The 24,689-nt window shown below is 61.9% G+C and carries 26 protein-coding genes; 16 read left to right on the forward strand and 10 right to left on the reverse strand.

The features are described 5' to 3' along the window. Nucleotides 1-2 precede the first annotated feature (2 nt). Both AC2CQI_RS14320 and AC2CQI_RS14325 read left to right on the forward strand, forming a co-directional pair. Complete coding sequence (locus tag AC2CQI_RS14320) at nucleotides 3-1,286, forward strand: TraB/TrbI/VirB10 family type IV secretion system protein (RefSeq protein ID WP_484580536.1); 1,284 nt, start codon at nucleotides 3-5, stop codon at nucleotides 1,284-1,286. Further along, complete coding sequence (locus AC2CQI_RS14325; protein WP_484580537.1) at nucleotides 1,283-1,495, forward strand: DUF2274 domain-containing protein; 213 nt, start codon at nucleotides 1,283-1,285, stop codon at nucleotides 1,493-1,495. The genes AC2CQI_RS14320 and AC2CQI_RS14325 overlap by 4 nt, the downstream gene beginning before the upstream one ends. Before the next feature lie 118 nt (nucleotides 1,496-1,613). On the opposite strand, the gene AC2CQI_RS14330 is transcribed toward AC2CQI_RS14325, so the two are convergent. Next, a complete protein-coding gene (locus AC2CQI_RS14330; protein ID WP_484580538.1) occupies nucleotides 1,614-2,609 on the reverse strand; it encodes an aldo/keto reductase in 996 nt (331 codons plus the stop codon). A gap of 105 nt (nucleotides 2,610-2,714) precedes the next feature. On the opposite strand from AC2CQI_RS14330, the gene AC2CQI_RS14335 reads away from it, so the two are divergent. Continuing rightward, a complete protein-coding gene (locus AC2CQI_RS14335; protein ID WP_484580539.1) occupies nucleotides 2,715-3,611 on the forward strand; it encodes a LysR family transcriptional regulator in 897 nt (298 codons plus the stop codon). A 185-nt stretch (nucleotides 3,612-3,796) separates the two neighbouring features. On the opposite strand, the gene AC2CQI_RS14340 is transcribed toward AC2CQI_RS14335, so the two are convergent. Together AC2CQI_RS14340 and AC2CQI_RS14345 are read right to left on the reverse strand one after the other, a co-directional pair. After that, complete coding sequence (locus AC2CQI_RS14340; RefSeq protein WP_484580540.1) at nucleotides 3,797-4,363, reverse strand: NADPH-dependent FMN reductase; 567 nt, start codon at nucleotides 4,361-4,363, stop codon at nucleotides 3,797-3,799. 152 nt (nucleotides 4,364-4,515) lie between these two features. Next, the gene (locus tag AC2CQI_RS14345) at nucleotides 4,516-5,688 is read right to left on the reverse strand and encodes a multidrug effflux MFS transporter (protein ID WP_484580541.1); all 1,173 of its coding nucleotides are present in this window, start codon (nucleotides 5,686-5,688) and stop codon (nucleotides 4,516-4,518) included. A gap of 145 nt (nucleotides 5,689-5,833) precedes the next feature. On the opposite strand from AC2CQI_RS14345, the gene AC2CQI_RS14350 reads away from it, so the two are divergent. Continuing rightward, complete coding sequence (locus AC2CQI_RS14350) at nucleotides 5,834-6,703, forward strand: LysR family transcriptional regulator (protein WP_484580542.1); 870 nt, start codon at nucleotides 5,834-5,836, stop codon at nucleotides 6,701-6,703. A 359-nt stretch (nucleotides 6,704-7,062) separates the two neighbouring features. Here the strand turns inward: AC2CQI_RS14350 and apbC are convergent, their stop codons facing one another. Further along, nucleotides 7,063-8,157 (reverse strand): iron-sulfur cluster carrier protein ApbC, encoded by a 1,095-nt coding sequence (gene apbC, locus AC2CQI_RS14355; RefSeq protein WP_075801304.1) that lies wholly within the window; start codon nucleotides 8,155-8,157, stop codon nucleotides 7,063-7,065. A 154-nt stretch (nucleotides 8,158-8,311) separates the two neighbouring features. On the opposite strand from apbC, the gene metG reads away from it, so the two are divergent. From metG to AC2CQI_RS14390, 7 genes are all read left to right on the forward strand, one after another. Then, nucleotides 8,312-10,357: a methionine--tRNA ligase gene (metG, locus tag AC2CQI_RS14360; protein WP_484580543.1), complete on the forward strand. Its 2,046-nt coding sequence runs from the start codon at nucleotides 8,312-8,314 to the stop codon at nucleotides 10,355-10,357. 60 nt (nucleotides 10,358-10,417) lie between these two features. Then, nucleotides 10,418-11,089 carry an Rnf-Nqr domain containing protein gene (locus AC2CQI_RS14365; protein ID WP_484580544.1) on the forward strand — a complete coding sequence of 224 codons (672 nt, stop codon included), beginning with the start codon at nucleotides 10,418-10,420 and terminating at the stop codon, nucleotides 11,087-11,089. Beyond that, entirely contained in the window at nucleotides 11,086-12,057 is a 972-nt protein-coding gene (locus tag AC2CQI_RS14370; protein WP_484580545.1) for an RnfABCDGE type electron transport complex subunit D, read from the forward strand. The genes AC2CQI_RS14365 and AC2CQI_RS14370 overlap by 4 nt, the downstream gene beginning before the upstream one ends. Continuing rightward, nucleotides 12,054-12,665: an RnfABCDGE type electron transport complex subunit G gene (locus AC2CQI_RS14375; protein WP_484580546.1), complete on the forward strand. Its 612-nt coding sequence runs from the start codon at nucleotides 12,054-12,056 to the stop codon at nucleotides 12,663-12,665. Before AC2CQI_RS14370 ends, AC2CQI_RS14375 begins: the two co-directional genes overlap by 4 nt. Continuing rightward, nucleotides 12,658-13,185 (forward strand): Rnf-Nqr domain containing protein, encoded by a 528-nt coding sequence (locus tag AC2CQI_RS14380; RefSeq protein WP_075801309.1) that lies wholly within the window; start codon nucleotides 12,658-12,660, stop codon nucleotides 13,183-13,185. The genes AC2CQI_RS14375 and AC2CQI_RS14380 overlap by 8 nt, the downstream gene beginning before the upstream one ends. Beyond that, nucleotides 13,182-13,820, forward strand: a complete 639-nt coding sequence (gene nth, locus AC2CQI_RS14385) for an endonuclease III (protein WP_484580547.1) — start codon at nucleotides 13,182-13,184, stop codon at nucleotides 13,818-13,820. The genes AC2CQI_RS14380 and nth overlap by 4 nt, the downstream gene beginning before the upstream one ends. Before the next feature lie 104 nt (nucleotides 13,821-13,924). Further along, nucleotides 13,925-14,104: a PA3496 family putative envelope integrity protein gene (locus AC2CQI_RS14390; RefSeq protein WP_484580548.1), complete on the forward strand. Its 180-nt coding sequence runs from the start codon at nucleotides 13,925-13,927 to the stop codon at nucleotides 14,102-14,104. 66 nt (nucleotides 14,105-14,170) lie between these two features. Here AC2CQI_RS14390 and AC2CQI_RS14395 read toward each other — a convergent pair whose 3' ends face one another. Next, complete coding sequence (locus AC2CQI_RS14395) at nucleotides 14,171-14,797, reverse strand: response regulator transcription factor (protein ID WP_075801312.1); 627 nt, start codon at nucleotides 14,795-14,797, stop codon at nucleotides 14,171-14,173. 465 nt (nucleotides 14,798-15,262) lie between these two features. Here AC2CQI_RS14395 and AC2CQI_RS14400 point away from each other — a divergent pair, with 465 nt between their 5' ends. Further along, nucleotides 15,263-15,781, forward strand: coding sequence for a hypothetical protein (locus AC2CQI_RS14400; RefSeq protein WP_484580549.1), 519 nt, complete (start codon nucleotides 15,263-15,265; stop codon nucleotides 15,779-15,781). 30 nt (nucleotides 15,782-15,811) lie between these two features. On the opposite strand, the gene AC2CQI_RS14405 is transcribed toward AC2CQI_RS14400, so the two are convergent. After that, nucleotides 15,812-17,029, reverse strand: coding sequence for an argininosuccinate synthase (locus AC2CQI_RS14405; RefSeq protein ID WP_484580550.1), 1,218 nt, complete (start codon nucleotides 17,027-17,029; stop codon nucleotides 15,812-15,814). Between the two features lie 128 nt (nucleotides 17,030-17,157). Next, nucleotides 17,158-18,153 carry a flagellar protein MotY gene (locus tag AC2CQI_RS14410; protein WP_075801441.1) on the reverse strand — a complete coding sequence of 332 codons (996 nt, stop codon included), beginning with the start codon at nucleotides 18,151-18,153 and terminating at the stop codon, nucleotides 17,158-17,160. Between the two features lie 131 nt (nucleotides 18,154-18,284). Here AC2CQI_RS14410 and pyrC point away from each other — a divergent pair, with 131 nt between their 5' ends. Together pyrC and rnt are read left to right on the forward strand one after the other, a co-directional pair. After that, nucleotides 18,285-19,331, forward strand: a complete 1,047-nt coding sequence (pyrC, locus tag AC2CQI_RS14415; RefSeq protein WP_484580551.1) for a dihydroorotase — start codon at nucleotides 18,285-18,287, stop codon at nucleotides 19,329-19,331. Beyond that, on the forward strand, nucleotides 19,328-20,005 hold the full coding sequence (gene rnt / locus AC2CQI_RS14420) for a ribonuclease T (RefSeq protein WP_075801316.1): 678 nt from the start codon (nucleotides 19,328-19,330) through the stop codon (nucleotides 20,003-20,005). Before pyrC ends, rnt begins: the two co-directional genes overlap by 4 nt. Before the next feature lie 128 nt (nucleotides 20,006-20,133). Here rnt and AC2CQI_RS14425 read toward each other — a convergent pair whose 3' ends face one another. Continuing rightward, nucleotides 20,134-20,736, reverse strand: a complete 603-nt coding sequence (locus AC2CQI_RS14425; RefSeq protein WP_009399747.1) for a peroxiredoxin — start codon at nucleotides 20,734-20,736, stop codon at nucleotides 20,134-20,136. 231 nt (nucleotides 20,737-20,967) lie between these two features. Between AC2CQI_RS14425 and AC2CQI_RS14430 the strand changes: the two genes are divergently transcribed. Continuing rightward, a complete protein-coding gene (locus tag AC2CQI_RS14430) occupies nucleotides 20,968-21,189 on the forward strand; it encodes a bacterioferritin-associated ferredoxin (protein WP_042122752.1) in 222 nt (73 codons plus the stop codon). 208 nt (nucleotides 21,190-21,397) lie between these two features. Continuing rightward, nucleotides 21,398-21,868, forward strand: coding sequence for a bacterioferritin (bfr, locus tag AC2CQI_RS14435; protein WP_075801317.1), 471 nt, complete (start codon nucleotides 21,398-21,400; stop codon nucleotides 21,866-21,868). Nucleotides 21,869-22,107: 239 nt separating this feature from the next. On the opposite strand, the gene grxD is transcribed toward bfr, so the two are convergent. Both grxD and AC2CQI_RS14445 read right to left on the reverse strand, forming a co-directional pair. Beyond that, nucleotides 22,108-22,443, reverse strand: coding sequence for a Grx4 family monothiol glutaredoxin (grxD, locus tag AC2CQI_RS14440; RefSeq protein WP_075801318.1), 336 nt, complete (start codon nucleotides 22,441-22,443; stop codon nucleotides 22,108-22,110). 91 nt (nucleotides 22,444-22,534) lie between these two features. Beyond that, entirely contained in the window at nucleotides 22,535-24,643 is a 2,109-nt protein-coding gene (locus AC2CQI_RS14445; RefSeq protein ID WP_484580552.1) for a molybdopterin oxidoreductase family protein, read from the reverse strand. Between the last annotated feature and the right edge of the window lie 46 nt (nucleotides 24,644-24,689).

Here is a 24,689-nt window from a genome sequence, read left to right on the forward strand (position 1 = left end):
CCATGAGCCAGGACGACACTCCCGACATCGCCGCGCCGCAGGCGGCGGGCAAGATCACACCGGAGTCGGTGGCGCTACGCGCCCAGCCGCGCCCGGTCACGCGCCTGAACCGACGCACGGTGGCCATCCTCGCTGGCGGCCTGTCAGTCGTCGTGCTCGGTGCGCTGATGTGGTCGCTGCAACCGCAGCGGCGGGGGGCCAACGAGCAGACCGAGCTTTATAACGTCGATCGTGTCTCCAAGTCCGAAGGACTGGATGCGCTGCCGGCGGACTACTCCAAGCTGCCGCGGGCCTTGCCGCCCACGGTGGCCGAACTGGGGCCGCCGCTGCCGGGCGATCTTGGCCCCGCCATCGTCAAGTCGCAGCAGCCCGTGACGGCAACCTACACGGCCCCTGGCCACGACCCCAACGATGCGCTGCGCAAGGAAGCCGAAGCGGCCGCAGCATCGTCCGTGTTCTTCCGCTCAGGTACGCAGAAAGCCGCGCCGGCGGCGCAATCGCAGGTCGCCGCCACACTGGGCTTCGCCGCCAATGCGGCGTTCGACCCGATGGCTGCAGGGCCGGCCTCCACGGCGGCCCAGCCTGCCGACCCGACGGCGGTGCAGAACCGGCAAGACCAGAAAGAGGCATTCCAGAAAGCCGGAAGTACAGAGACCCGTAATTCCGGCAATCTGACTCTGCCGGCCTCGCCGTATCAGGTGATGGCCGGGACGGTCATCGCCGGGGCGCTGGTGACGGGCATCAAGTCGGATTTGCCGGGCGATGTGATCGCCACGGTGACGGAGCCTGTCTATGACACAGCTACCGGGCGCTTTCTGCTGATCCCGAAGGGTTCGCGCATCCTGGGCCGCTACAACAGCCAAGTCAGCTACGGACAAAGCCGCGTGCAGGTGGTGTGGAACCGGATCATCCTGCCCGACACGTCTTCGCTCACGCTCGACAACCTGGTCGGAGCCGACCCGGCCGGCTATGCCGGGCTGGAAGACGACGTGGACTACCACTGGGGCCGCATCTTCGCCGGTGCGGCATTGACCACGCTGTTGGGCGTCGGCGCCGAGCTGGCCGCGCCGGAGAACAGCCAGGACGCCGACCGCATCATCATCGCCGGCCGCGACAGCGCGCAGGACAGCATCAATCAGGTCGGACAGGAGATGACCCGGCGCAACATGAACATCCAGCCGACGCTGACCGAGCGGCCGGGCCTGCCGGTTCGCATCATCGCCAACCGTGACTTGATGCTGCGGCCCTACCAGCCGTTGTTCTTCAACAAAGGGACTTCACGATGACCACGCGCAAGCTGCGGCTCGGGCCGCTACCAAAAACGGAATCCACGAAGCTGACCTTTGCCTGCCCGGCCAGCCTGAAAGCCGACCTCGACCGCTACGCCGCAGTACATGCGCAGGCGTATGGCGAGGCGGTCGATGCAGTGACACTGATCCCGCACATGCTCGAGGCGTTCATGGCTGGGGATCGAGGATTCAAGAGGCGTAACTGATGGCGATCAGGCCATGCCGTCTGGAGACCAGCCTCACGCTCCGGAGACATCTGACCTCGCGCGCCGCCGGTCTTTCGACCAGCAACTGCTTTCATCGGTTGCGTTGACAGCAGTAACTCTATTTCTGAGCCATCGCCTCGAACGCTGCAGGGTATCGGTCGCCCGAGATGTTTTCGGGTGAGAACGTCGCTTCGAGTAGTGCGCATTCCTTTTCGGCCAAATTTAGGCTGGCTGCGGCGACATTCTGCTCTAGATGTTCGAGGCGTTTCGCACCGGGGATCGGAATGATGTCGCTGCCCTGGGCCAGCACCCAAGCTAGGGCGACCTGTGCTGCGCTCACGCCTTTCGCTGCGGCGATTTCTTCGATCACCGTGACCAATCTGCGGTTCGCCTCGACGTGCCCAGGCTGGAAGCGCGGCAGATTGTGGCGAAAATCGCCCGCTTCCAACGTAGCGGTGGCGGGCGCCTTGCCAGTCAGGAAACCACGGCCCAGCGGGCTGAAAGGCACGAAGGAAATGCCCAGTTCGCGGCAGCTATCAAGAACGCCATTGGTTTCTACATCACGCGTCCACAGAGAATATTCGCTCTGTAAGGCGGTGATCGGGTGGATGGCATGAGCCCGGCGCAGGGTATCGGCAGATACTTCGGAAAGACCGATCGCGCGCACCTTGCCCTCGGTTACCAGTTCGGCCATTGCGCCGACACTCTCTTCGATGGGCACCGCCGGATCGACACGGTGCAGATAGTAGAGGTCGATGACGTCTGTATCGAGCCGTTTCAGAGAGGCTTCTGCGACGGCGCGGGCATTTCGAGGGCTGCCATCTGTTCCGGTGATTTCACCGAAATCGCTTCGATCCCGGTTGTAGACGAAACCAAATTTTGTCGCGATGACCACGCGCTCCCGGTAGGGCTTCAGTGCCTTGCCCAGAAGCATTTCATTGCGATAAGGGCCATAAACCTCGGCAGTATCGAAGAAGTTGACCCCAAGTTCGACTGCGCGATGCAAAGTCTGGATCGAACTAGCTTCATCTTGGACACCATAGGCCTGGCTCAGCCCCATGCAGCCCAAGCCGATAGCAGAGACGTCGATTTTCCCTAATTTGCGATGTTCCATAACGTGTTCCTCAGTGAAATTAACCGGAATACGAGCATGGTAGTGCGAGCGACTAGCACTGATAATCCGTGCGAAAGAGATTGTGTTGATCTAAAATTTAGAACAATGGATAGAACGCAGCTTTCCCAACTCGTCGTTTTCGTTGCCGTCGCCAAGACAGGCAGCTTTCGCGCGGCGGCCGATCAACTCGGCATCGCGCCTTCTGCCGTCAGTCACGCTGTCTCCACGTTGGAGGACGCCCTGGGGCTGCGGTTGTTGGCAAGGACCACACGTTCAACACGCCCGACGGAGGAAGGCGAACGCCTTCTGGCGCGAGTCGCTGGTCCCCTCGCCGAGATCGAAACGGGGTTCACGGAAGTCACGGAGGGAGCCGTTGCCCCCTCCGGCCCATTACGGATCACGATGCCGCTCCTCGCCGTTCAGGAAGTCATCATGCGTCGCCTGCCAGCGTTCACCACGCTCTATCCTGCGATAGAACTCGATATTCGCGTTTCGGATACGTTTGAGAACATCGTCGAGAACGGGTGCGACGCCGGGATCAGGCTTGGGGAGAGCCTGGAGGTCGACATGATCGCGGTACGTGCGGGCGGACCACGGCGCGGCATGATTGTCGGTGCCCCCGATTACTTCGCCAGATATCCAAAACCCGTGCACCCCCGCGATCTGGCTGCACACAACTGCATCCGTCGGCGGTTCCAGAGCGGACGTATCTACCGCTGGGAATTGGAGCAGGACGGGCATGCGATCAGCGTTGGGGTAAAGGGCAATGTGATCCTGCCACAGCAGGAATTGATGAGGCAGGCCGCCCTCGACGGAGTTGGACTAGCTTTTCTTTTTGAGGACACCGTTTCGGTCGATGTACAGAAAGGCAAGCTGATCTCCGTAATGGAAGAATGGTGTCCGCCCTTCGATGGTTTTTATATCTACTATCCTTCTCGGCGCCTGATGCGTCCTGCATTGCGGGCCTTTATAGAGTTCTTTCGTTATGGATCGTCTGTGTAACGCGCGATTAGAGGCTCGATTGGGGCGCGGGCTGATTGCGGTATGAAACCTTGCCGCGCTCCCACAAGCCGCTGCACTTCAATTGGGGGCGTCGGGCGTCGGAGGGGCTGCAACTGCAACCAAAGTTCTATATTAAAAGTTCATCTTGCCAAGACGCGTGAAGCATAAATGCTTCATTCGGATTTCTAACGAATTGTATTAGTGGCTGCTAGGCTCACCCCGCTGCTTTGATGAACTGCTGCAGCAAATTTGAGTAGAAACGACGTGATTTGTGACTCATTATCTGGCAGGCATAAAAAGCTCACGACTTCCTCCGGGGATTTTCCAATGAGAGGTATGCGTAAAAACAGATGCTCTAGAAAATTATTGCTTAACGTCGAAAGAACCATTCTTAGCGAAGCCAACATATCGTCACCTCGGTGTGATGCATGTACCAAAACAATGGGCTTTCCAATAACTTCAAAGCGCGAAACCATCCAGTCGATTGCATTCTTGAGGCCGCCGGGAATTGCACGGATGTATTCGGGGCTTGAGATGAGGATGCCATCGTTAGCGGAGACTATTTCTAGGAATTCACGAACTACCAAGGGTGTATTCTCCCCTTCGGCATCAGGCGAAAACACCGGTAATGCATGGAGGTGATAAAAAACTGAGATATCAACACCCAATGGAGCTAGGTTTTTCATGGTTTGCAACAACGCCGTATTCGTTGACGCTTCACGTGAGCTGCCTGAGATAGCCAAAATTTTCACGATGTCCTCTTTGCGCCCGAGCGAATCCAATTCAGCTGCTGGCAGTCGGCTGCGACAGACCTATAACGAAACGAATACTGCGACCAAACCAATCCCACATGCTGGAAGCATTCACGGTCCGGGCGCTTGGGTTCCAGCGTCATTGAGGATAGTCAGACGACGCTCGTCCGGTTTCTAGGCCTTGGCAGGCAGGTGGACAGCGCGATCAGGCCGAGCACCATTACCGCGCCGCAAAGCACGCCAAGGTCGGTGCCGAAGGCCGCGCTGACCCCCATTGCCACCAGCGCGGCGCTGCCGATCTGACAGAACCCTACCAGTCCTGATGCGGTGGCCGCATGCCCGTGCTCACTCGCAATGGCACCAGATACCGCCAGCGACAGCGACGAACCATTGGCGAGACTGACCAGGCACATCGGCAGCACCACAGCGGCCGCGCCATGTAGCCCCAGTGCCACCACGGCCAGGAATGCCGCCCCGCCAAGTACGAAGCACATGATGCCGACAGCGAGGATACGGTCGTAGTGCCAGCGATCAAGCAGCCGCTTGGTCAGCAGGTTGGCGGCGATGATGCCGGCCGTCAGAGGTAGGTACAGCCAGCCGCTTTGCTCCTCACTCAAACCTTGGCGCGAAAAAAGAAACGGCGATTGGGTCAAGTAGACGAACCAAGCGCAATAGATCGCGCAGACCACCAGTGTATAGCGGCGAAAAGTTCGGTCGCGCAGGACATGGCTGAAGCCGGCAAAGGGAGAGGTCCGAGTACGGGCAGCGATGGGGAGCGTTTCCGGTAGCAGCATCATCACCATTAGCAATGCCACGACACCGAACGCGGCGACGAACAGGAAGTCAGACCGCCAGCCGAAAGCCGCAGCCAGATGCCCGCCTATGGCCGGCGCCAAGGCTGGCGACAGCGACACCAGCGGGTAGATCACCGCATAGACCTTGGCAGAGGTGCGCTTGTCGCAGGTGTCGGCAATCAGGGCACGGCCAACGACAAGGCCCGCAGCTGCGCCGACGGCTTCCAGCATTCGCCACGCCAGGAACCCGTTGTAGCTGGCGGAGATAGCACAGCCCACCGAGCCGACGATGTAGAGGGCGATGCCAGCCAGCAGTACGGGCTTGCGGCCATTGCGATCCGACAGTGGCCCGTAGGCTAACTGGGCAATTGCCAGTGCCAGCAGGTAGAACGAGACGGTCTGCGGCATCTGCCAGTCGGCGACGCCAAACTCCGTGGCCATGTTCGGTATGGCGGGCAGATAGACGTCCGACGCAATCAGGCCGAAGGCACTCAGCATGGCGACGGTCAGAATGAACGATAAGCGAGGCATGACAGTTCCCGGCAGCCAGGCGTGCGGGCTGCGCGTTAAAGGTTCAGAAGGGATGAACCCCATGCTAAGGATATGCCTTCCATGTGAAAATGCACAAAATAGCAACCCATGGCTGCATATTTGCAGCATGAGCAATGAGGCAGTGATGAATTGGGACGACGTGCGGATATTTCTGGCAATTCAGCGCGCCGGCACCTTGCGCGGGGCGGCGCAGCAACTGGTCATCGACCAGACTACGGTGAGCCGGCGTCTGACCGGATTGGAGCGGGCGCTGGGCAGTCGGCTGTTCCTGCGCACCACAGGCGGCTTGGTGCTGACCGACACCGGCCTGGAAGTGTTGCGCATGGCCGAGGACATGGAACGCATGGCCGTCTCCTTCGAGCGCCGCGGCGAAGGTGCCGATGCGCGCGTGGCCGGTGAGGTGCGTGTGACCACCACCGACGCGCTGGCGGTGGACTTCGTGGTGCCAGCCATTGAACAACTGCGCGCCAGCCATCCTGAGGTGCGGGTGATTCTGAGCACTACGACGCGGCTGCTCGATCTTGCGCGGCGGGAGGCCGACATTGCTGTACGTACGCTGCGGCCGGAGCAGCCGGATTTGATCGTTCGCCAACTCGGCTGCTGGGAAGTCGGCCTGTACGCTACCCGAGGCTATCTTGCAAAACATGGCGAACCACAGACCGGACAAGGCCTTGCGGATCACGATATTGCGCTTTACCAGCCGGGTGTGACCGGCCGGCAGGACGACACGCTGGCGGGTGAATCCAGGACACATGGTCGCGTGGTTGCTGAACTGGATTCAAGCCTTATGCTCGCGACCTTTGTGCGCGCCGGCCTGGCCATAGGCGAGTTGCCCGAGTACCTGGCCCGGCGCGATCCTGAACTGGTTCGGCTATGGCCGGAGCGCCGTCGGGCCACGCCCTACGAAGCGTGGTTGGTGTTGCACCAGGACTTGGCGCGCACGGCCAGAGTCCGTGTCGTCGTGGAGGCAATCACATCGGCTTTCGCGGATTGAACGTCGGATATGGGCAAGCCACGTCGTTGCGTCAGGGATCGAAAGCTAAGAGGCTACGATACCGAAGCAAGCTGCCATCCGCAGGCAATAGTCCTCGATGCAGTGCGACCCAGCTGTCCTCCGCGACGCTCTTGTGTGGCTCCTAGCTCACAACGCCGCAGTACCGAAAAGTGGCGCGAAGTTCAGCTAACCCCGCGCCCGATATAAGTTTCTGGCCTTCAGAAAACTCTCGAAAATTACTTGACGTCGGCCATTTTTTATGCCTGGGTTTTGTGGTGTGGCTACTGGCCCCATCGCTGGCAAGCCAGCTCCCACAGGGATCGCGTGCACCGCTGAACCTGTGGGAGGCCAGTACAGGCTCAATCGTCGCTGATGGTGATATTCGGCATCGCCGGCGCCGCAGCTTCCTGCAGCACCAACCGCGCCCCCACCGACCGCGCCAGTTCCTGGTAGACCATGGCGATCTGGCTTTCCGGCTCGGCAATCGCCGTCGGCTTGCCGTTATCAGCCTGCTCGCGGATCAGCATCGACAGCGGCAGCGAGGCCAGCAGCTCGACCCCGTACTGCGACGCCAGCTTCTCGCCACCGCCCTCGCCGAACAGATGCTCGGCATGCCCGCAGTTCGAACAGATATGCACGGCCATGTTCTCGACCACGCCCAGCACCGGGATATTCACCTTGCGGAACATCTCCACGCCCTTCTTCGCGTCGAGCAAGGCCAGGTCCTGCGGCGTGGTGACGATCACCGAGCCGGCCACCGGGACCTTCTGCGCCAGGGTCAGCTGGATGTCGCCGGTGCCTGGCGGCATGTCGATCACCAGGTAGTCGAGGTTGTCCCAGGCGGTCTGGGTCACCAGTTGCAGCAGCGCCCCGGAAACCATCGGGCCACGCCAGACCATCGGCGTGTTGTCATCGGTGAGGAAGGCCATGGACATGACTTCCACGCCATGGGCCTTGATCGGCACGAACCACTTCTGCTCCTTGACCTGCGGCCGGGTGCCCTCGGCGATGCCGAACATCACGCCCTGGCTCGGGCCATAGATATCCGCGTCGAGAATGCCCACCCGCGCGCCCTCGCGGGCCAGGGCCAGGGCCAGGTTGGCGGCGGTGGTGGACTTGCCCACGCCGCCCTTGCCGGAGGCCACGGCGATGATGTTCTTCACATTGGCCAGGCCGGGAATCTGCGCCTGGGCCTTGTGCGGCTCGATCACGCAGTCGATGGTCACCTTCGCCGCGCTGACGCCGTCCAGCCCTTCGATGGCGGTTTTCAGCACCTGGGCCCAGCCGTTCTTGAACAGGCCGGCGGCATAGCCCAGTTGCAGCAGCACGCCAACCCGGTCGTCCTCGATGACGATGGCGCGCACGCAGCCGGCGCTGACCGGGTCCTGGTTCAGGTACGGATCGGTGTATTGACGAAGGACGGCTTCAACCGCTGCGCGAGTGACGGCGCTCATGGAGACTCCCGATAAAAGACTGGTCTGGATAGCCCGCTATGCTAACCCGTGTGTCAGCGACGGGACGTCCACGGGGTGAAATATATTTCCCGGCGCTTTATAGTGGCCGATCATCGTTTTCCCCTGAATAGCCGAATTAAGTAGCCGAGCCCCCATGTCCGAGCCACGCCAGATCCTCGTTACCAGTGCCCTGCCCTATGCCAATGGTTCCATCCACCTTGGCCACATGCTCGAGTACATCCAGACCGACATGTGGGTGCGTTTCCAGAAGCACCGTGGCAACCAGTGCATCTACGTCTGCGCTGACGACGCACACGGCTCGGCGATCATGCTGCGCGCGGAAAAGGAAGGCATCACCCCGGAACAACTGATCGACGGCGTACAGAAGGAACATGCCGGCGATTTCGCCGACTTCCTCGTCGATTTCGACAATTTCCATTCGACCCACGCCGAAGAGAACCGCGCGCTGTCCAGCAGCATCTACCTGGCGCTGCGCGATGCCGGCCATATCGCCACCCGTTCGGTGACCCAGTACTTCGACCCGGACAAGAAAATGTTCCTGGCCGACCGCTTCATCAAGGGCACCTGCCCGAAATGCGCGGCCGAAGACCAGTACGGCGACAACTGCGAGAAATGCGGCGCCACCTATGCCCCGACCGAGCTGAAGAACCCGAAGTCGGCGATCTCCGGCGCCACCCCGGTGCTCAAGGATTCCCAGCACTTCTTCTTCAAGCTGCCTGACTTCCAGGCCATGCTCCAGGAATGGACCCGCAGCGGCACCCTGCAGGACGCCGTGGCCAACAAGCTGGCCGAATGGCTGGACTCCGGCCTGCAGGAGTGGGACATCTCCCGCGATGCGCCGTACTTCGGCTTCGAGATCCCGGACGCGCCGGGCAAGTACTTCTACGTCTGGCTGGACGCGCCGATCGGCTACATGGCCAGCTTCAAGAACCTCTGCGCACGCCGCCCGGAACTGGACTTCGACGCCTTCTGGAACAAGGACTCCACGGCCGAGCTGTACCACTTCATCGGCAAGGACATCGTCAACTTCCACGCCCTGTTCTGGCCCGCCATGCTCCAGGGCGCCGGCTACCGCAAGCCGACCGCGATCAACGTGCACGGCTACCTGACCGTCAACGGCCAGAAGATGTCCAAGTCCCGCGGCACCTTCATCAAGGCGCGCACCTACCTGGACCACCTGCCGCCGGAATACCTGCGCTACTACTACGCCTCCAAGCTGGGCCGCGGCGTCGACGACCTCGACCTGAACCTCGAGGACTTCGTGCAGAAGGTCAACTCCGACCTGGTCGGCAAGGTGGTCAACATCGCCAGCCGCTGCGCCGGGTTCATCCATAAAGGCAATGACGGCGTAATGGTCGCCGGCGATGCCGCGCCAGAGCTGACCGAAGCCTTCCGCGCCGCCGCACCGAGCATCGCCGACGCCTACGAGGCCCGCGACTTCTCCCGCGCCATGCGCGAAATCATGGCCCTGGCCGACCGCGCCAACGCCTGGATCGCCGACAAGGCGCCATGGTCGCTGAACAAGCAGGAAGGCAAGCAGGACGAAGTCCAGGCCATCTGCGCCCAGGGCATCAACCTGTTCCGCCAGTTGGTGATCTTCCTCAAGCCTGTGCTGCCGGTGCTGGCGGCGGAGGCCGAAGCCTTCCTCAATGTCGCGCCACTGACTTGGAACGACCACCAGACCCGCCTGGAAAACCACAAGCTGAACCCGTTCAAGGCGCTGATGACGCGGATCGAGATGGCCAAGGTGGAAGCCATGGTCGAAGCCTCCAAGGAAGACCTGGCCGCCAGCCAGGGCGCACCTGCGGCCCCGGCCGGCAATGGCGAGCTGGCCAAGGACCCGCTGTCGCCGGAAATCGAATTCGATGCCTTCGCCGCGGTGGACCTGCGGGTCGCCCTGATCGTCAAGGCCGAAGCCGTGGAGGGTGCCGACAAGCTGCTGCGCCTGACCCTGGATATCGGTGACGAACAGCGCAACGTGTTCTCCGGGATCAAGTCGGCGTATCCGGACCCGGCCAGGCTGGAAGGTCGCCTGACCATGATGATCGCCAACCTGAAGCCACGTAAAATGCGCTTCGGCGTATCCGAGGGCATGGTCATGGCCGCCGGTCCTGGCGGTGAAGAGATCTACCTGCTCAGCCCTGACAGCGGCGCCAAGCCGGGCCAGCGCATCAAGTAACCCCGTCGCCCCGGCCTTACCCGCCGGGGCGTTTTCATTGCATGGTCGGTGCCGGATGCCATGACCGAACTGATCCTCGCCCTGATCGGCGCCGCGCTGGTCAATAACATTGCTTTGCAGCACCTGCTGGCGATCGATCCCCTGCTGCGCCGCGGACCCTGTGGGAGCTGGCTTGCCAGCGATGACGATGGTGGGCTCACCATCGCAATCGCTGCGGTTCGGCGGTCCGACAAGCCAGCTCCCACAGGGTTCGCGTCGCATCTGAGAGTGCATGCATTGGGGCTGGCGACGCTGGTGGCGATGCTGCTGGTCAGCGTGCTTGGCCAGTTGCTCTATCGCTACGCCCTGCAACCTCTGCAACTCGACTACCTGCGTCTGTTCGTTTTCCTTCCGCTGTGCATGCTGAGTCCCGCCCCCATTCTCGCTGGCCTGCAACGCTGGCAGAAAGACTGGCCATTCAGCAACCTTCAGCCCCTTTTGACCGGCAACGCCGCCCTGCTTGGCCTGTGCCTGCAACTGAGCGACGAGCATCAAGGCGTGCTGCACGCCGCCATGGTCGGCCTCGGCAGCGGCCTGGGTTTCTGGCTGGTACTCGCGCTGTTCGACGATCTGCGCCAGCGCAGCCAGCATGAAGATGTTCCCCAGGCCTTTCGCGGTCTCCCCATCGAACTGATGGGCGCCGGGATCATGGCCATCGCGTTTCTTGGCTGCAACGGATTGTTCGCCTCATGAACACCGACCCGCGTCTGCGTCATGCCATGCAACAGGTGCTGCTGGCCTGCCTGCCCGGGGTGCTGGTGCTGTTCTGGGTGTACGGCTGGGGCGTGCTGTTCACTCTTCTGCTCAGCGCAACCGCCGCCTTGCTGACCGAAGCGGCATTGCTGCGCCTGCGCGGGCTTCCTGTGCTGCCTGCATTGAACGATGGCAGCGCGCTGGTCAGCGCCTCCCTGCTGGCGATCGCCCTGCCCGCCTATGCGCCCTGGTGGATACCGGTGATCGCGGCGAGCAGCGCCATCGCCCTGGGCAAGCAGCTGTATGGCGGGGTCGGGCGCAACCCGTTCAATCCGGCGATGCTCGGCTATGCCGTGGTCCTGCTGTCATTCCCGCTGCACATGACCCATTGGCCGGCGCCCCAGGCGCTGGACCTGGGCCATGCTCTCGACGCCGTGTTCGGCCTGGGCGAACAACCGGATGCCTGGGTCCAGGCCACGGTGCTGGACGGCCTGCGGCAGAATCGCAGCCTGACCATCGACGAGCTGTTCGCCAGCCATCCCGGCTTCGGCCAACTGGCCGGACGCGGCAGCGAATGGGCCAGCCTGGGGTTTCTCGTCGGCGGGCTGTTTCTCCTGCAACGCAAGGTGATCAGTTGGCAGGCTCCGGTGGCCATGCTCGGCAGCCTGTTCATGATCAGCCTGCTGTGCTGGAACGGTTCGGGTTCGGACTCCAACGGCTCGCCACTCCTGCACCTGCTGGCCGGCTCGACCTTGCTGAGCGCCTTCTTCATCGTCACCGAGCCGGTCAGCGGGCCGAAAACCCCGTGGGGCCGGCTGGTGTTCGGCGCAATGGTGGGTGTACTGATCTACCTGATCCGCACCTGGGGCAACTACCCCGACGGCGCAGCCTTTGCGGTGCTGCTGATGAACCTCTGCGTGCCAGCGCTGGATCGCTGGGCACAACGTAGGCGTCCGGAGGCGGCATGAACGCACGCGGACTGCTTGTCGTGGGCCTGCTGGCGGTGATCGGCAGCGGCGCCAGCATCGCCTGGCAGCACTACTGCGCGCCGCGGATCGCCGCTGCCGAACAGGATCAACAGGCCCGGGCCTGGCTCGCGGTGTTGCCTGAAGCGAGCTATGACAACCAGCCACTGCAACGACCGGTCGCCCTGCCGGATCCTGACCTGCCCCATAGCCGCATCCAGGCCGGCTACCTTGCTACCTTGCATGGCCAGCCCAGCGCTGTGCTGCTGCTGAGCCGCTTCCCGGGCTACGCCGGGCCGGTCGACCTGCTGATCGCCATCGACCGCGACGGCCGGGTGATCGCCAGCCGCGTGCTGCAACAGCAGGAAACCCCCGGTCTGGGCGCACGCATCGCGGAGCCGGGCAATACCTGGCTGCAAGGCTTCAACGGCCACGGCCAGGGCAACACTGCGCAAAGCGCTTGGGCGCTGAAGCGCGATAATGGCCAGTTCGACCAGTTGGCCGGCGCGAGCATCACCTCCCGCGCCGTGATCCACGCGATCCAGGACGCCTTGCGCTACTTCGACCAGCATGCGCCGCAATGGCTGCAGGAGGCCCCGGCCCATGAATAGATCCTCGTTGGCCGCCCTCAGCCTGGCGCCACTGCTGGGCGCCAGCCAGACGCTATTGCAAGCCACGACCATGGCAGCGCTGAGCATCATGGCAATCGTCGTGCACCGGGCCCTGATGCTGCCGCTGCGCCGGCAACTGGATGCCACCTGCACGGTGATCGCCAGCGTACTGCTCGCCGCCACGGTGGTGACCTGCCAGACCCTGGCCCTGCACGCCTGGGCGCTGGAGCTGCGCCAGGCCCTGGGCATCTATCCGGAATTGATCGCCGTGTCCTGCCTGCTGGTCGAGCAACGTCTCGGCGCGCCCACCCAGTGGCGTCGCCTGGGGCTGCTCCTCGCCGGCTACGGCGCCCTGTTTCTGCTGCTCGGTGCCTGCCGCGAATTGCTCGCCAACGGCTCCCTGCGCCTCGCTAGCCTGGCACCGGGAGCACTGATGCTGCTCGGTGTGCTGCTGGCCCTGATCAAACGAGCCTGTCCGAAACAGGCCGCTCCGACCGTGAAGGAAACCGCTGAAAGATGAATGCCACCAAACGCCTGGAGATTTTTCGCCGGCTGCATGAAGACAATCCCGAACCCAAGACCGAACTGGCCTACGACTCGCCCTTCGAACTGTTGATCGCCGTGATTCTGTCGGCCCAGGCCACTGACGTCGGGGTCAACAAGGCCACGGCGAAACTCTTCCCGGTGGCCAACACCCCGGCGACCATTCATGCCCTGGGTGTGGATGGGTTATCGGAATACATCAAGACCATCGGCCTGTACAACAGCAAGGCGAAGAACGTTATCGAGACCTGCCGCATCCTCGTCGAACAGCATGGCGGCGAGGTGCCGGAAACCCGCGAAGCGCTGGAAGCCCTGCCTGGAGTCGGACGCAAGACCGCCAACGTGGTGCTCAACACCGCCTTCCGCCAATTGACCATGGCGGTGGACACCCATATTTTCCGCGTCAGCAACCGCACCGGCATCGCCCCCGGGAAGAATGTGCTGGACGTGGAAAAGGCCCTGCTCAAGTTCGTGCCCAAGGCCTATTTGCTGGATGCCCATCATTGGCTGATCCTGCACGGGCGCTATGTTTGCCAGGCGCGCAAACCCCGTTGTGGAAGTTGCCGGATCGAGGATTTGTGCGAGTACAAGCACAAGACCTCCGACGATTGAAGAAATAGGGAAATCCAGCCGCTCCGATTGAAAAAATCTTTTTTACCAGTCTCTGGAATATCGATATAAGGGGCGCCAATGGCCCTCTTGGAACGGAGTGACACATGAGCACTGATAAAGAAGACCTGGATATCGACGATGACTCCCCCGCGGCCGAAGAGTTTGTCAGCGACAACACGGCGCAGGCCGCGAAAACCAACCTGAGCAAGCGCCGCACCATCGATAACCTGCTGGAAGAACGCCGTCTGCAAAGGCAATTGGCGGACTACGATTTCGATCTTTGAAGCCTGCCGGACTGAAAAAACAAAAGCCTCCTTTTTATCGGAGGCTTTTTGCGTTATGCAGCAGGATCAGACCAGGCCGTTGCGCTGCGCCAGTTCGATCAGGTCGACGAGAGAGCGGGCATTGAGCTTGAGCAACAGGCGGGTCTTGTAGGTACTGACCGTCTTGTTGCTGAGAAACATGCTGTCGGCGATTTCCTTGTTGGACTTGCCTTTGGCCAGTTGTTGCAGAACCATCATTTCCCGCCCCGACAGACGCCCGACCATATCCGCCTCGCTGGAGCCCCCGAGGTTGGTGCGCACCGAGTGCAGGGCCTGGTTGGGGAAGTAGCTGTAGCCGGACAATACCGCCTTGATGGCGCTGAGCAGCTCGGTGAGGTCCTGTTGCTTGCTGACATAACCGGCGGCCCCCGCCTGCATGCAGCGCATGGAAAAATGCCCGGGCGCCTGGGACGTCAGGACCAGCACCTTGATCACGATGCCGTTGGCCGTCAGCCGCCCGATGACCTCCAGGCCATCGAGCTTGGGAATCCCGATATCGAGGATGACGATGTCCGGCAAATGCTCCCGGGCCAGCTGCAACGCATCCACGCCGTTGTCCGTTTCCCCAATCACTTCATAACCATGCCGGTCCATCAGCATGCGCACGGCCAAGCGAATGACAGGATGGTCATCGACGATCAGCACTTTATTCATGGGCAAGATCCATTCTTAAACTATTCGACTTATTAGAAGCCCGCACAATAGCCCAGTCGGTAGAAGCAATGCATGATCATAACCACACGCATATGCACGCTAGGAAAGGGACTACCCGAATAAAGGAAAGCTCCTACGGATATTTCCTACAGGCCGTTTGTTTGAGAACAACTTCGCGCCTTGTTTGCATTAAAAAAGGCATCTCCGGATGCTAGCCGGAGGCATCGAAAATATCGCTACGAATATCGGCTAATCATTTGCAGGAAATATCCGTAATACCCCCGAAATAAGTCTGAATGCGCCTGCCGCATTCATCGGCAGCGCTTTCCTGCCCTTGGAAATGCTGCTCCAAGCAGAGCCATCGCCCCCTGATAAACCCGTCCATGACGCTGCACACTGCCGGCACCCTTCTTATTTTCCGCCGCCCAGGCACCGCCGCAAGACCGCGAAACAGAGAGCAGGCCCATGAGCAGCCCAGAACCGAAGAGCCCCCTGACCATCATCGCCATCTTCGCCGGGATCATCGAAGCATCGGCGCTGGCCTCGCTGCCGTTTCTCGATGAAAGCAGCCAGGGTATCTACACTTGGTTCCTCGTCGGTTTTCCGCCGTTTCTGACATTGCTGTTCTTCCTCACCCTGAACTTCAACAGCAAGAGTCTCTACGTTCCCGAAGAGTCGAGCAGCGAAAACCATTTCCCGGACAACGAAACGCTGCCACCCGATATGTCGGAGAAAACGTCCCGCCCTCAAACTTCTCCGACACTTGCATTTGCCTTTTCACACAGCCAGGAACATTCCACCGTGGTGATTTCCGGGCCCCGCGCCCAGGCATTGCTGGAAGTTGTCGCGCGCCATGCCCTGCGCAAATCCATCCCCGGAGGCGTGACCCTGCATAACCTGGACCGGGGCACCCGGGTCAGCATCGTTACCGAGGCACCACCCGATGATTGCGTGGCCGCTGGCCAAAAAAAAACCCGGCAATGAATGCCGGGTTTTTTATGCCGAAGCGCCGAATCAGAGCGGCGAACGACCCTTGCCCGCGGCGATGCGCATGCGCAGGGCGTTGAGCTTGATGAAGCCGGCTGCGTCAGCCTGGTTGTACGCACCGCCGTCTTCTTCGAAGGTGGCGATGTTGGCGTCGAACAGCGACTCATCGGACTTGCGGCCGGTGACGATGACGTTGCCCTTGTACAGCTTCAGGCGAACCACGCCGTTCACGTGGGCCTGCGAAGCGTCGATCATCTGTTGCAGCATCAGACGCTCCGGGCTCCACCAGTAGCCGGTGTAGATCAGGCTGGCGTACTTCGGCATCAGCTCATCCTTCAGGTGAGCGACTTCGCGGTCCAGGGTGATCGACTCGATGGCACGGTGAGCCTTGAGCATGATGGTGCCGCCAGGGGTCTCGTAGCAGCCACGGGACTTCATGCCGACGTAACGGTTCTCGACGATGTCCAGACGGCCGATGCCGTTGGCGCCGCCGATGCGGTTCAGTTCTGCGAGGACGGTGGCCGGGCTCATCTCGACGCCGTCGATGGCGACGATGTCACCATTGCGGTAGGTCAGCTCGAGGTAGGTTGCCTGGTCCGGAGCGTTTTCCGGGGCAACGCTCCAGCGCCACATGTCTTCCTCGTGCTCGGTCCAGGTATCTTCCAGGACACCGCCTTCGTAGGAGATGTGCAGCAGGTTGGCGTCCATCGAGTACGGCGACTTCTTCTTGCCGTGGCGCTCGATCGGGATGCCGTGCTTCTCGGCGTAGTCCATCAGCTTCTCGCGGGACAGCAGGTCCCACTCGCGCCATGGGGCAATGACCTTGACGCCCGGCTTCAGCGCGTAGGCGCCCAGCTCGAAGCGCACCTGGTCGTTGCCCTTGCCGGTCGCACCGTGGGAAATGGCGTCGGCGCCGGTCTCGTTGGCGATTTCGATCAGGCGCTTGGCGATCAGCGGACGGGCGATGGAAGTACCCAGCAGGTACTCGCCTTCGTAGACGGTGTTGGCGCGGAACATCGGGAACACGAAGTCTCGGACGAATTCTTCGCGCAGGTCATCGATGTAGATCTCTTTCACGCCCATGGCCTGTGCCTTGGCGCGGGCCGGCTCGACCTCTTCGCCCTGACCCAGGTCGGCGGTGAACGTCACCACTTCACAGTTGTAGGTATCCTGCAGCCACTTGAGAATCACCGAAGTATCAAGGCCGCCGGAATACGCCAGTACGACCTTTTTTACGTCCGCCATGCCATCACTCCACGGGGTTGTACGGAAAACCCCGGATTCTACCGCTCTCGCGCTTGAATTTACAGTGGGGCGACAGCTTGTGACGACAAAGCGACAGGAACTGTCGTGAGCGCGACGGGTGGTCGCACTCAGGACTTCGGTACGGGCTTAGCGGGCTGGGCCTGGGCGGCCGGGGTCACTGGCGCAGCAGGTGCAGCCGGGTTCGCCGATGGCGCCGGAGCAGCCGGAATCACTGGATCAGCCGGTTTTTCCGCCGCTGGCTTCTCGACTGGCGTGACCCGGTCGAGCTGGATGTTCACTCGGCGGTTGCGCGCCCGGTTGCCCGCGGAGTTGTTGGCCGCCAGCGGATAACGCTCGCCATGGAAGCGCACGACAATGTTCTCTTCCGGTACACCGTGGGCCTTGAGGTAGTCCTGCACGGCCAGGGCGCGACGGCGCGACAGGTCGCGGTTGGTCAGGCGGTTGCCGCTGTTGTCGGAGTGGCCGTCCAGCTCGATATGGTTGACCGTCGGGTCGGCCTTGAGGAAATCGAGGATTACGTCGAGGCGTGCGCGGGCGTCGGCGTCCAGGTCGATGCCGTTGCCCGGGAAGCCAATGCGGGCCTGGCGGATCTGGTCGAAGTTCATCGGCAGCAGTTTGGCCGCGCACGCCTGGTAATCGGCGTAGGCCTTGTTGAAGCGCACTGGCAGCAGGTGCACTTCCATGGTCTGCCCGCCTTCGCCGGCGTAGTTGCGCACCACCGTGCTGCGTCCGTCCATCAGGCCATTGATCAGGCGGCTGGCCTGGCCCTGGGAGCTGTTGAACAGCACGCCGCTGCGGGCCATGCGGATCGAACCGAGGTTGATATCGCCACGCCCCGGCTGCCACGGCGCGGCGGCCGCCAGCAAGGTTGCCGAGCCGCTGCCGAGCATGTTGTTGCTCGAACGCAGGCGGAACGTCGCCTGCTCGCCCGCACGGCGCACGAACTCGCCCGTGCCGAAATCGGCAATGGGCTGGATCAGGCGGCACTCGAACTGATCGCCTTCGACCTTCCATTCGATATTTTCCACCCGCGTCTGGAACACCAGGGCGCTGGCCGGAAGGCTGGCAAACAGACTGAGCAGGGCTAGATAACGCTGGCGCACGGGCGGCTCCACTTAAATTCCATCACTTACCAGCAGGCTATCGGACGCCTTCGGCAAAACTTGATAGCGAGTGCTCGGGGAAGGCTTTTCCGGTAGCATTCGCCCAGAGTTCGAACCGCCTGGAAACCCCAATGTCCGATCGCCTGACCCTCCTGCGTCCCGACGACTGGCACATCCATCTTCGTGATGGAGCCGTGCTGCCTCATACCGTCCGGGACGTGGCGCGCACCTTCGCCCGCGCCATCATCATGCCCAACCTGGTCCCGCCGGTGCGCAACGCCGCCGAAGCCGAGGGTTATCGCCAGCGCATCCTCGATGCCCGCCCGACGGGCAGCCCGTTCGAGCCGCTGATGGTCCTGTACCTCACCGACCGCACCCAGCCGGAAGACATCCGCGCAGCCAAGGCCAGCGGATTCGTCTACGCGGCCAAGCTGTACCCGGCCGGCGCGACCACCAACTCGGATTCCGGCGTCACCAGCATCGACAAGATCTTCCCGGCCCTGGAAGCCATGGCCGAAGTCGGCATGCTCCTGCTGGTCCACGGTGAAGTGACCCGCGGCGAGATCGACGTGTTCGACCGCGAGAAGATGTTCATCGACGAGCATCTGCGTCGTCTGGTGGAACGCCTGCCGACCCTGAAGATCGTCTTCGAGCACATCACCACCGCCGAGGCCGCGCAGTTCGTCAAGGAAGCCCCGGCCAACGTCGGCGCGACCATCACCGCCCAGCACCTGCTGTACAACCGCAACCATATGCTGGTCGGCGGCATTCGCCCGCACTTCTATTGCCTGCCGATCCTCAAGCGCAATACCCACCAGGTCGCGCTGCTGGATGCGGCCACCAGCGGCAATGCAAAGTTCTTCCTCGGCACCGACTCGGCGCCCCACGCCCGTCACGCCAAGGAAGCCGCCTGCGGCTGCGCCGGTTGCTACACCGCCTATGCGGCCATCGAGCTGTACGCAGAGGCTTTCGAACAGCGCAACGCCCTGGACAAGCTGGAAGGTTTCGCCAGCCTGCACGGCCCGGCGTTCTACGGCCTGCCGGCGAACACCGACAGCATCACCCTGGTCCGCGAGGACTGGACCGCCCCGGACAGCCTGCCGTTCGGCGACAACACCGTGGTTCCGCTGCGCGCCGGTGAAACACTGCGCTGGCGCCTGCTGGAGGAAAGCAAGTGAGTGATGATCAGTTCGACGACGACCTGGAAGGTTCCGGCGGCGGCGGTGGCTCGCGCCACCCGATGGCTGAGCGCTTCCGCGGCTACCTGCCGGTCGTGGTGGATGTCGAGACCGGTGGCTTCAACAGCGCCACCGACGCACTGCTGGAAATCGCCGCGGTCACCATCGGCATGGACGAAAAGGGTTTCCTGTTCCCGGAACACACCTACTTCTTCCGCGTCGAGCCGTTCGAAGGCGCCAACATCGAACAGGCGGCCCTGGAGTTCACCGGGATCAAGCTCGACCACCCGCTGCGCATGGCGGTGAGTGAGGAAGCGGCGCTGACCGACATCTTCCGTGGCGTGCGCAAGGCGCTGAAGGCCAACGGCTGCAAGCGCGCGATCCTGGTCGGGCACAACAGCAGCTTCGACCTCGGCTTCCTGAATGCTGCCGTGGCGCGCACTGACCTCAAGCGCAACCCGTTCCACCCGTTCTCCAGCTTCGACACCGCCACCCTGGCCGGCCTCGCCTATGGCCAGACCGTGCTGGCGCGGGCCTGCCAGAGCGCCGACATCGACTTCGACGGCCGCGAGGCGCACTCCGCCCGCTACGACACGGAGAAGACGGCCGAGCTGTTCTGCGGCATCGTCAACCGCTGGAAGGAAATGGGCGGCTGGCACGATTTCCACGACTAAGCTGCAAGCTGCAAGCGACAAGAAAAGGCAGATCGCACGCGGTCCCGCTTTTTCTTATAGCTTGAAGCTTAAAGCTTGAAGCAAAAAAACCGGCCTGAATCAGGCCGGTTTTTTTGTGCTTGGCGAAATTACAGCTTGCCAGCGTTCTCGCTCAGGTAGGCAGCTACGCCTTCTGGCGAAGCGGTCATGCCCTTGTCGCCTTTTTTCCAGTTGGCAGGGCAGACTTCGCCGTGCTCTTCGTGGAATTGCAGGGCGTCGACCAGACGCAGCAGCTCGTCCATGTTACGGCCCAGCGGCAGGTCGTTGACGATCTGCGAACGCACGACACCGTTGGTGTCGATCAGGAACGCGCCACGGAAGGCGACGCCGCCTTCGGATTCAACGTCGTAGGCCTTGCAGATCTCGTGGGAGATGTCGGCCGCCAGGGTGTACTTGACCGGGCCGATACCGCCGTTGTTGACCGGGGTGTTGCGCCAGGCGTTGTGGGTGAAGTGCGAGTCGATCGAAACGCCGATGACTTCGACGTTGCGCGCCTGGAACTCAGGAATGCGGTGGTCCAGGGCGATCAGCTCGGACGGGCAGACGAAGGTGAAGTCCAGTGGGTAGAAGAACACCAGGCCGTATTTGCCCTTGATAGCGGAGGCCAGGTTGAAGCTGTCGACGATTTCGCCATTGCCCAGTACAGCGGCGACGGTGAAGTCCGGGGCTTTTTTGCCAACGAGTACGCTCATTCGATATCTCCTGATGGTGTTTGGAAACTGACTACGCAGAAGGCCGCAGCCTTCTGACACGGGTTGAGCATCATACACGGCCCCGGGCGGGACGCCGAGTCATGGCGATCCGACTCTTTTTCCTACCGGCGGTCGCTCTGTTTCGCATGTTCGAGAAAGAGCTTTGACAAGCATTCTCATTACCATTAGGCTTCACTGCATTCGAGCCTAACGCCCAAATGGTTTTCTTCTATGTATGTGTGTCTTTGTGTTGGTGTAACCGACGGACAGATCCGCGATGCGATCTATGAAGGATGCTGTAGCTACAAGGAAGTGCGCGCCGCCACCAATGTGGCAAGCCAGTGTGGCAAATGTGCGTGCGTCGCCAAGCAGGTGGTACGCGAGACCCTGGCCGAAATCCAGATCAGCCAGGCAGCCGCCCTGCCCTACCCGGTGGAATTCACCGCAGCCTGAAAAATAATTTTCCCCTCTTTATAAAGAACCGGACCCTGCGTCCGGTTTTTTTATGCCCGAAATTCAAGCAGTTAGCGTTAAAACGAGGAATAAAAACATTCTTATTCCGATTAAATTTCACTTATTATTCAATAACTTAGGTTTGACAGAGAAAGTTGCCAGGCTCAAACTCCCGCTTATTGGCACATAGACAGGGCGGGACCCCACCATGAAAGGCGACGTAAGCGTCATCCAGCATCTCAACAAGATCCTCGGAAACGAGCTGGTCGCGATCAACCAATACTTCCTGCATGCGCGCATGTACGAAGACTGGGGTCTGGAAAAGCTCGGCAAGCACGAATACAAAGAATCCATCGACGAGATGAAGCACGCTGACAAGCTGATCAAGCGGATTCTCTTCCTCGAAGGCATCCCCAACGTCCAGGACCTGGGCAAGCTGCTGATCGGCGAGCACACCCGCGAAATGCTGGAATGCGACCTGAAGATCGAGCAGAAAGGCCTGATCGACCTGAAAGCCGCGATCGCTCACTGCGAAACCGTCGGCGACTTCGGTAGCCGTGAGATGCTGGAAGACATTCTCGAGTCCGAGGAAGAGCATATCGACTGGCTGGAAACCCAGCTGGGGCTGATCGACAAGGTCGGGCTGGAGAACTATCTGCAATCGCAGATGGGTGAGTGAGGGGCTGCAAGCTTTAAGCTGCAAGCGGCAAGAAAGAGCAGTGGCGCATCGGCCGCTGCTTTTTTTTACCCAGGTTTTGTGTTGTTGCTACTGACCTCATCGCTGGCATGCCAGCTCCCACAGGGTTCGCGTCGCTGCCGAACCCTGTGGGAGCTGGCTTGCCAGCGATGAGGCCCTGAAGCACAACACAGAAATGAAAAAGCCCCGCATTCGCGGGGCTTTTCGATGTTGCCAGGCAATCAGGCTTCGGAAGCCTTGGCCTTGGCGGCTGCGTCCTTGATCAGGGTCTGCAGCTCGCCGTTCTGGAACATCTCGATCATGATGTCGCTACCGCCGACCAGCTCACCGGCGACCCACAGTTGCGGGAAGGTCGGCCAGTTGGCGTATTTCGGCAGGTTGGCGCGGATTTCCGGGTTCTGCAGGATGTCGACGTAAGCGAACTTCTCGCCGCAACCCATCACGGCCTGCGCCGCTTTTGCCGAGAAGCCGCACTGCGGGGCATTCGGCGAGCCTTTCATGTACAGCAGAACGGTGTTGTTGGCGATCTGCTCTTTGATTGTTTCGATGATATCCATGAAGCACCTCGGCTGAACTTTCCGACCTGGTTGTCGGCACGGTGGCGCATTGTATCGGAAAGCCGAGACGCACGCTCGGTCTTGCCGACAATCAAGCAGCAACCACTTCCACCGGCACGCCATTGAGCACCGCATTGCCCGACAACGCGTCGATCAGACGCTCGTCGGTCAGGTCATTGGCACTGGCCCCGCCCTGCGCGCTGGCGATATCCAGCAGCACGCCGGGACGGGCATGACCGAAGCCATGAGGCAGGCTGACCACCCCGGGCATCATGTCGGTACTGGCCAGCACTTCCACCTCGATGGTGCCGACCCGCGACGTCACCCGCACCCGCTGCCCGTCCTGCAACTGGCGCCCGGCCAGGTCCTGCGGGTGCATCAGCAACTGATGCCGCGGCTTGCCTTTGACCAGCCGATGAAAGTTGTGCATCCAGGAATTGTTGCTGCGCACATGGCGGCGGCCGATCAGCAGCAATTGCGCGGCGCTTGGTGGCTGCTGCGCGGCAAAGCGCTGGAGGTCGGCGAGAAGCGCCGCAGGCGCCGCCTGGATGACCTTTTCCTCGGTCCTGAGTCGCGCCGCCAGGTTCGGCTGCAAGGGCCCGAGATCAATGCCGTGAGGGTGCTGATCGAGCGTCTTGAGTGACAGGTCGAACGCCGAGCCTTCGCCATAACGCCCGCCACGCAGCCCCAGGTCGATCATCTTCGCCGGCGGAATCGTGGGCTTCAGCGGCTTGTCGGCGATCCGCGCAAAGGCCTCGGCCAGGCCGACGAAGATCTCCCAGTCATGCAGCGCCCCTTGCGGCTTGGGCAGGATGGCGCGGTTGAAGCGGGTGACATTGCGCACCGCGAAGAGGTTGAAGGTGGTGTCGTAGTGATCGTTCTCCAGCGCCGAGGTGGATGGCAGGATCAGGTCGGCATAGCGGGTGGTCTCGTTGATGTAGAGATCGATGCTGAGCATGAACTCCAGCCCGTCCAGCGCCTGCTCCAGCTGCCGGCCATTGGGCGTCGACAGCACCGGGTTGCCGGCCACGGTGACCAGGGCCCGCACCTGGCCCTCCCCTTCGGTGAGCATTTCCTCGGCCAGGGCCGAGACCGGCAGCTCGCCGCCATACTCCGGCAACCCGGAAACCCGGCTCTGCCAGACATTGAAATGCCCGCCGCTGGTGGTCGCCACCAGGTCCACCGCAGGCTCGGTGCACAGTGCACCGCCAACCCGGTCGAGGTTGCCGCTGACCAGGTTGATCAGTTGCACCAGCCAGTGACAAAGCGTGCCGAACGCCTGGGTCGACACGCCCATGCGCCCATAGCAGACCGCCTTGTCGGCAGCGGCGAAGTCCCGGGCCAACTGGCGGATCAGGCCGGCGTCGATACCACAGAGCAGGCTCATCACTTCCGGGGTGAACGGCTGCAAGGCCGCCCGTACTTCATCCAGGCCGCTGACCGGCAGCGGGCTGGCCCGGGTCAGGCCCTCCTCGAACAAGGTATTGAGCAGACCACAGAGCAGCGCCGCATCGCCGCCCGGACGGACGAACAGATGCTGGTCGGCCATGGCCGCCGTCTCGCTGCGCCGCGGATCGACGACCACCAGCTTGCCGCCACGGGCCTGCAAGGCTTTAAGACGTTTCTCCACATCCGGCACGGTCATGATGCTGCCGTTGGAGGCCAGCGGGTTGCCGCCGAGGATCAGCATGAAGTCGGTGTGGTCGATGTCCGGGATCGGCAGCAGCAGGCCGTGACCGTACATCAGGTAGCTGGTCAGATGATGGGGCAACTGGTCGACCGAGGTGGCGGAAAAACGGTTGCGGGTTTTCAGCAGGCCGAGGAAGTAGTTGCTGTGGGTCATCAGCCCGTAGTTGTGCACGCTGGGATTGCCCTGGTACACCGCCACCGCGTTCTGCCCGTGGCGCTGCTGGATCTCGTGGAGCTTGCGCGCCGCCAGTTCGAAGGCCTCGTCCCAGGCGATCGGCAGCCATTGTTCGCCCACCCGTACGACCGGGCCGCGCAGGCGGTTGGGGTCGTTCTGGATATCCTGCAGGGCCACCGCCTTGGGGCAGATGTGCCCGCGGCTGAAGCTGTCCTGGGGGTCGCCCTTGATCGAGGCGATGCGCGGCGCGCCGCTGTCGTCGGTGTCGAGCTCGAAAGTCAGGCCGCAGATGGCCTCGCACAGGTGACAGGCTCGGTGGTGCACGGTCTTGGTCATGGCCGCCTCTTGTTCTGGATCGGGGGGAGTGCCGTCCCCGACTATG

This window comes from Pseudomonas sp. P2S-1 (genome assembly GCF_057197725.1).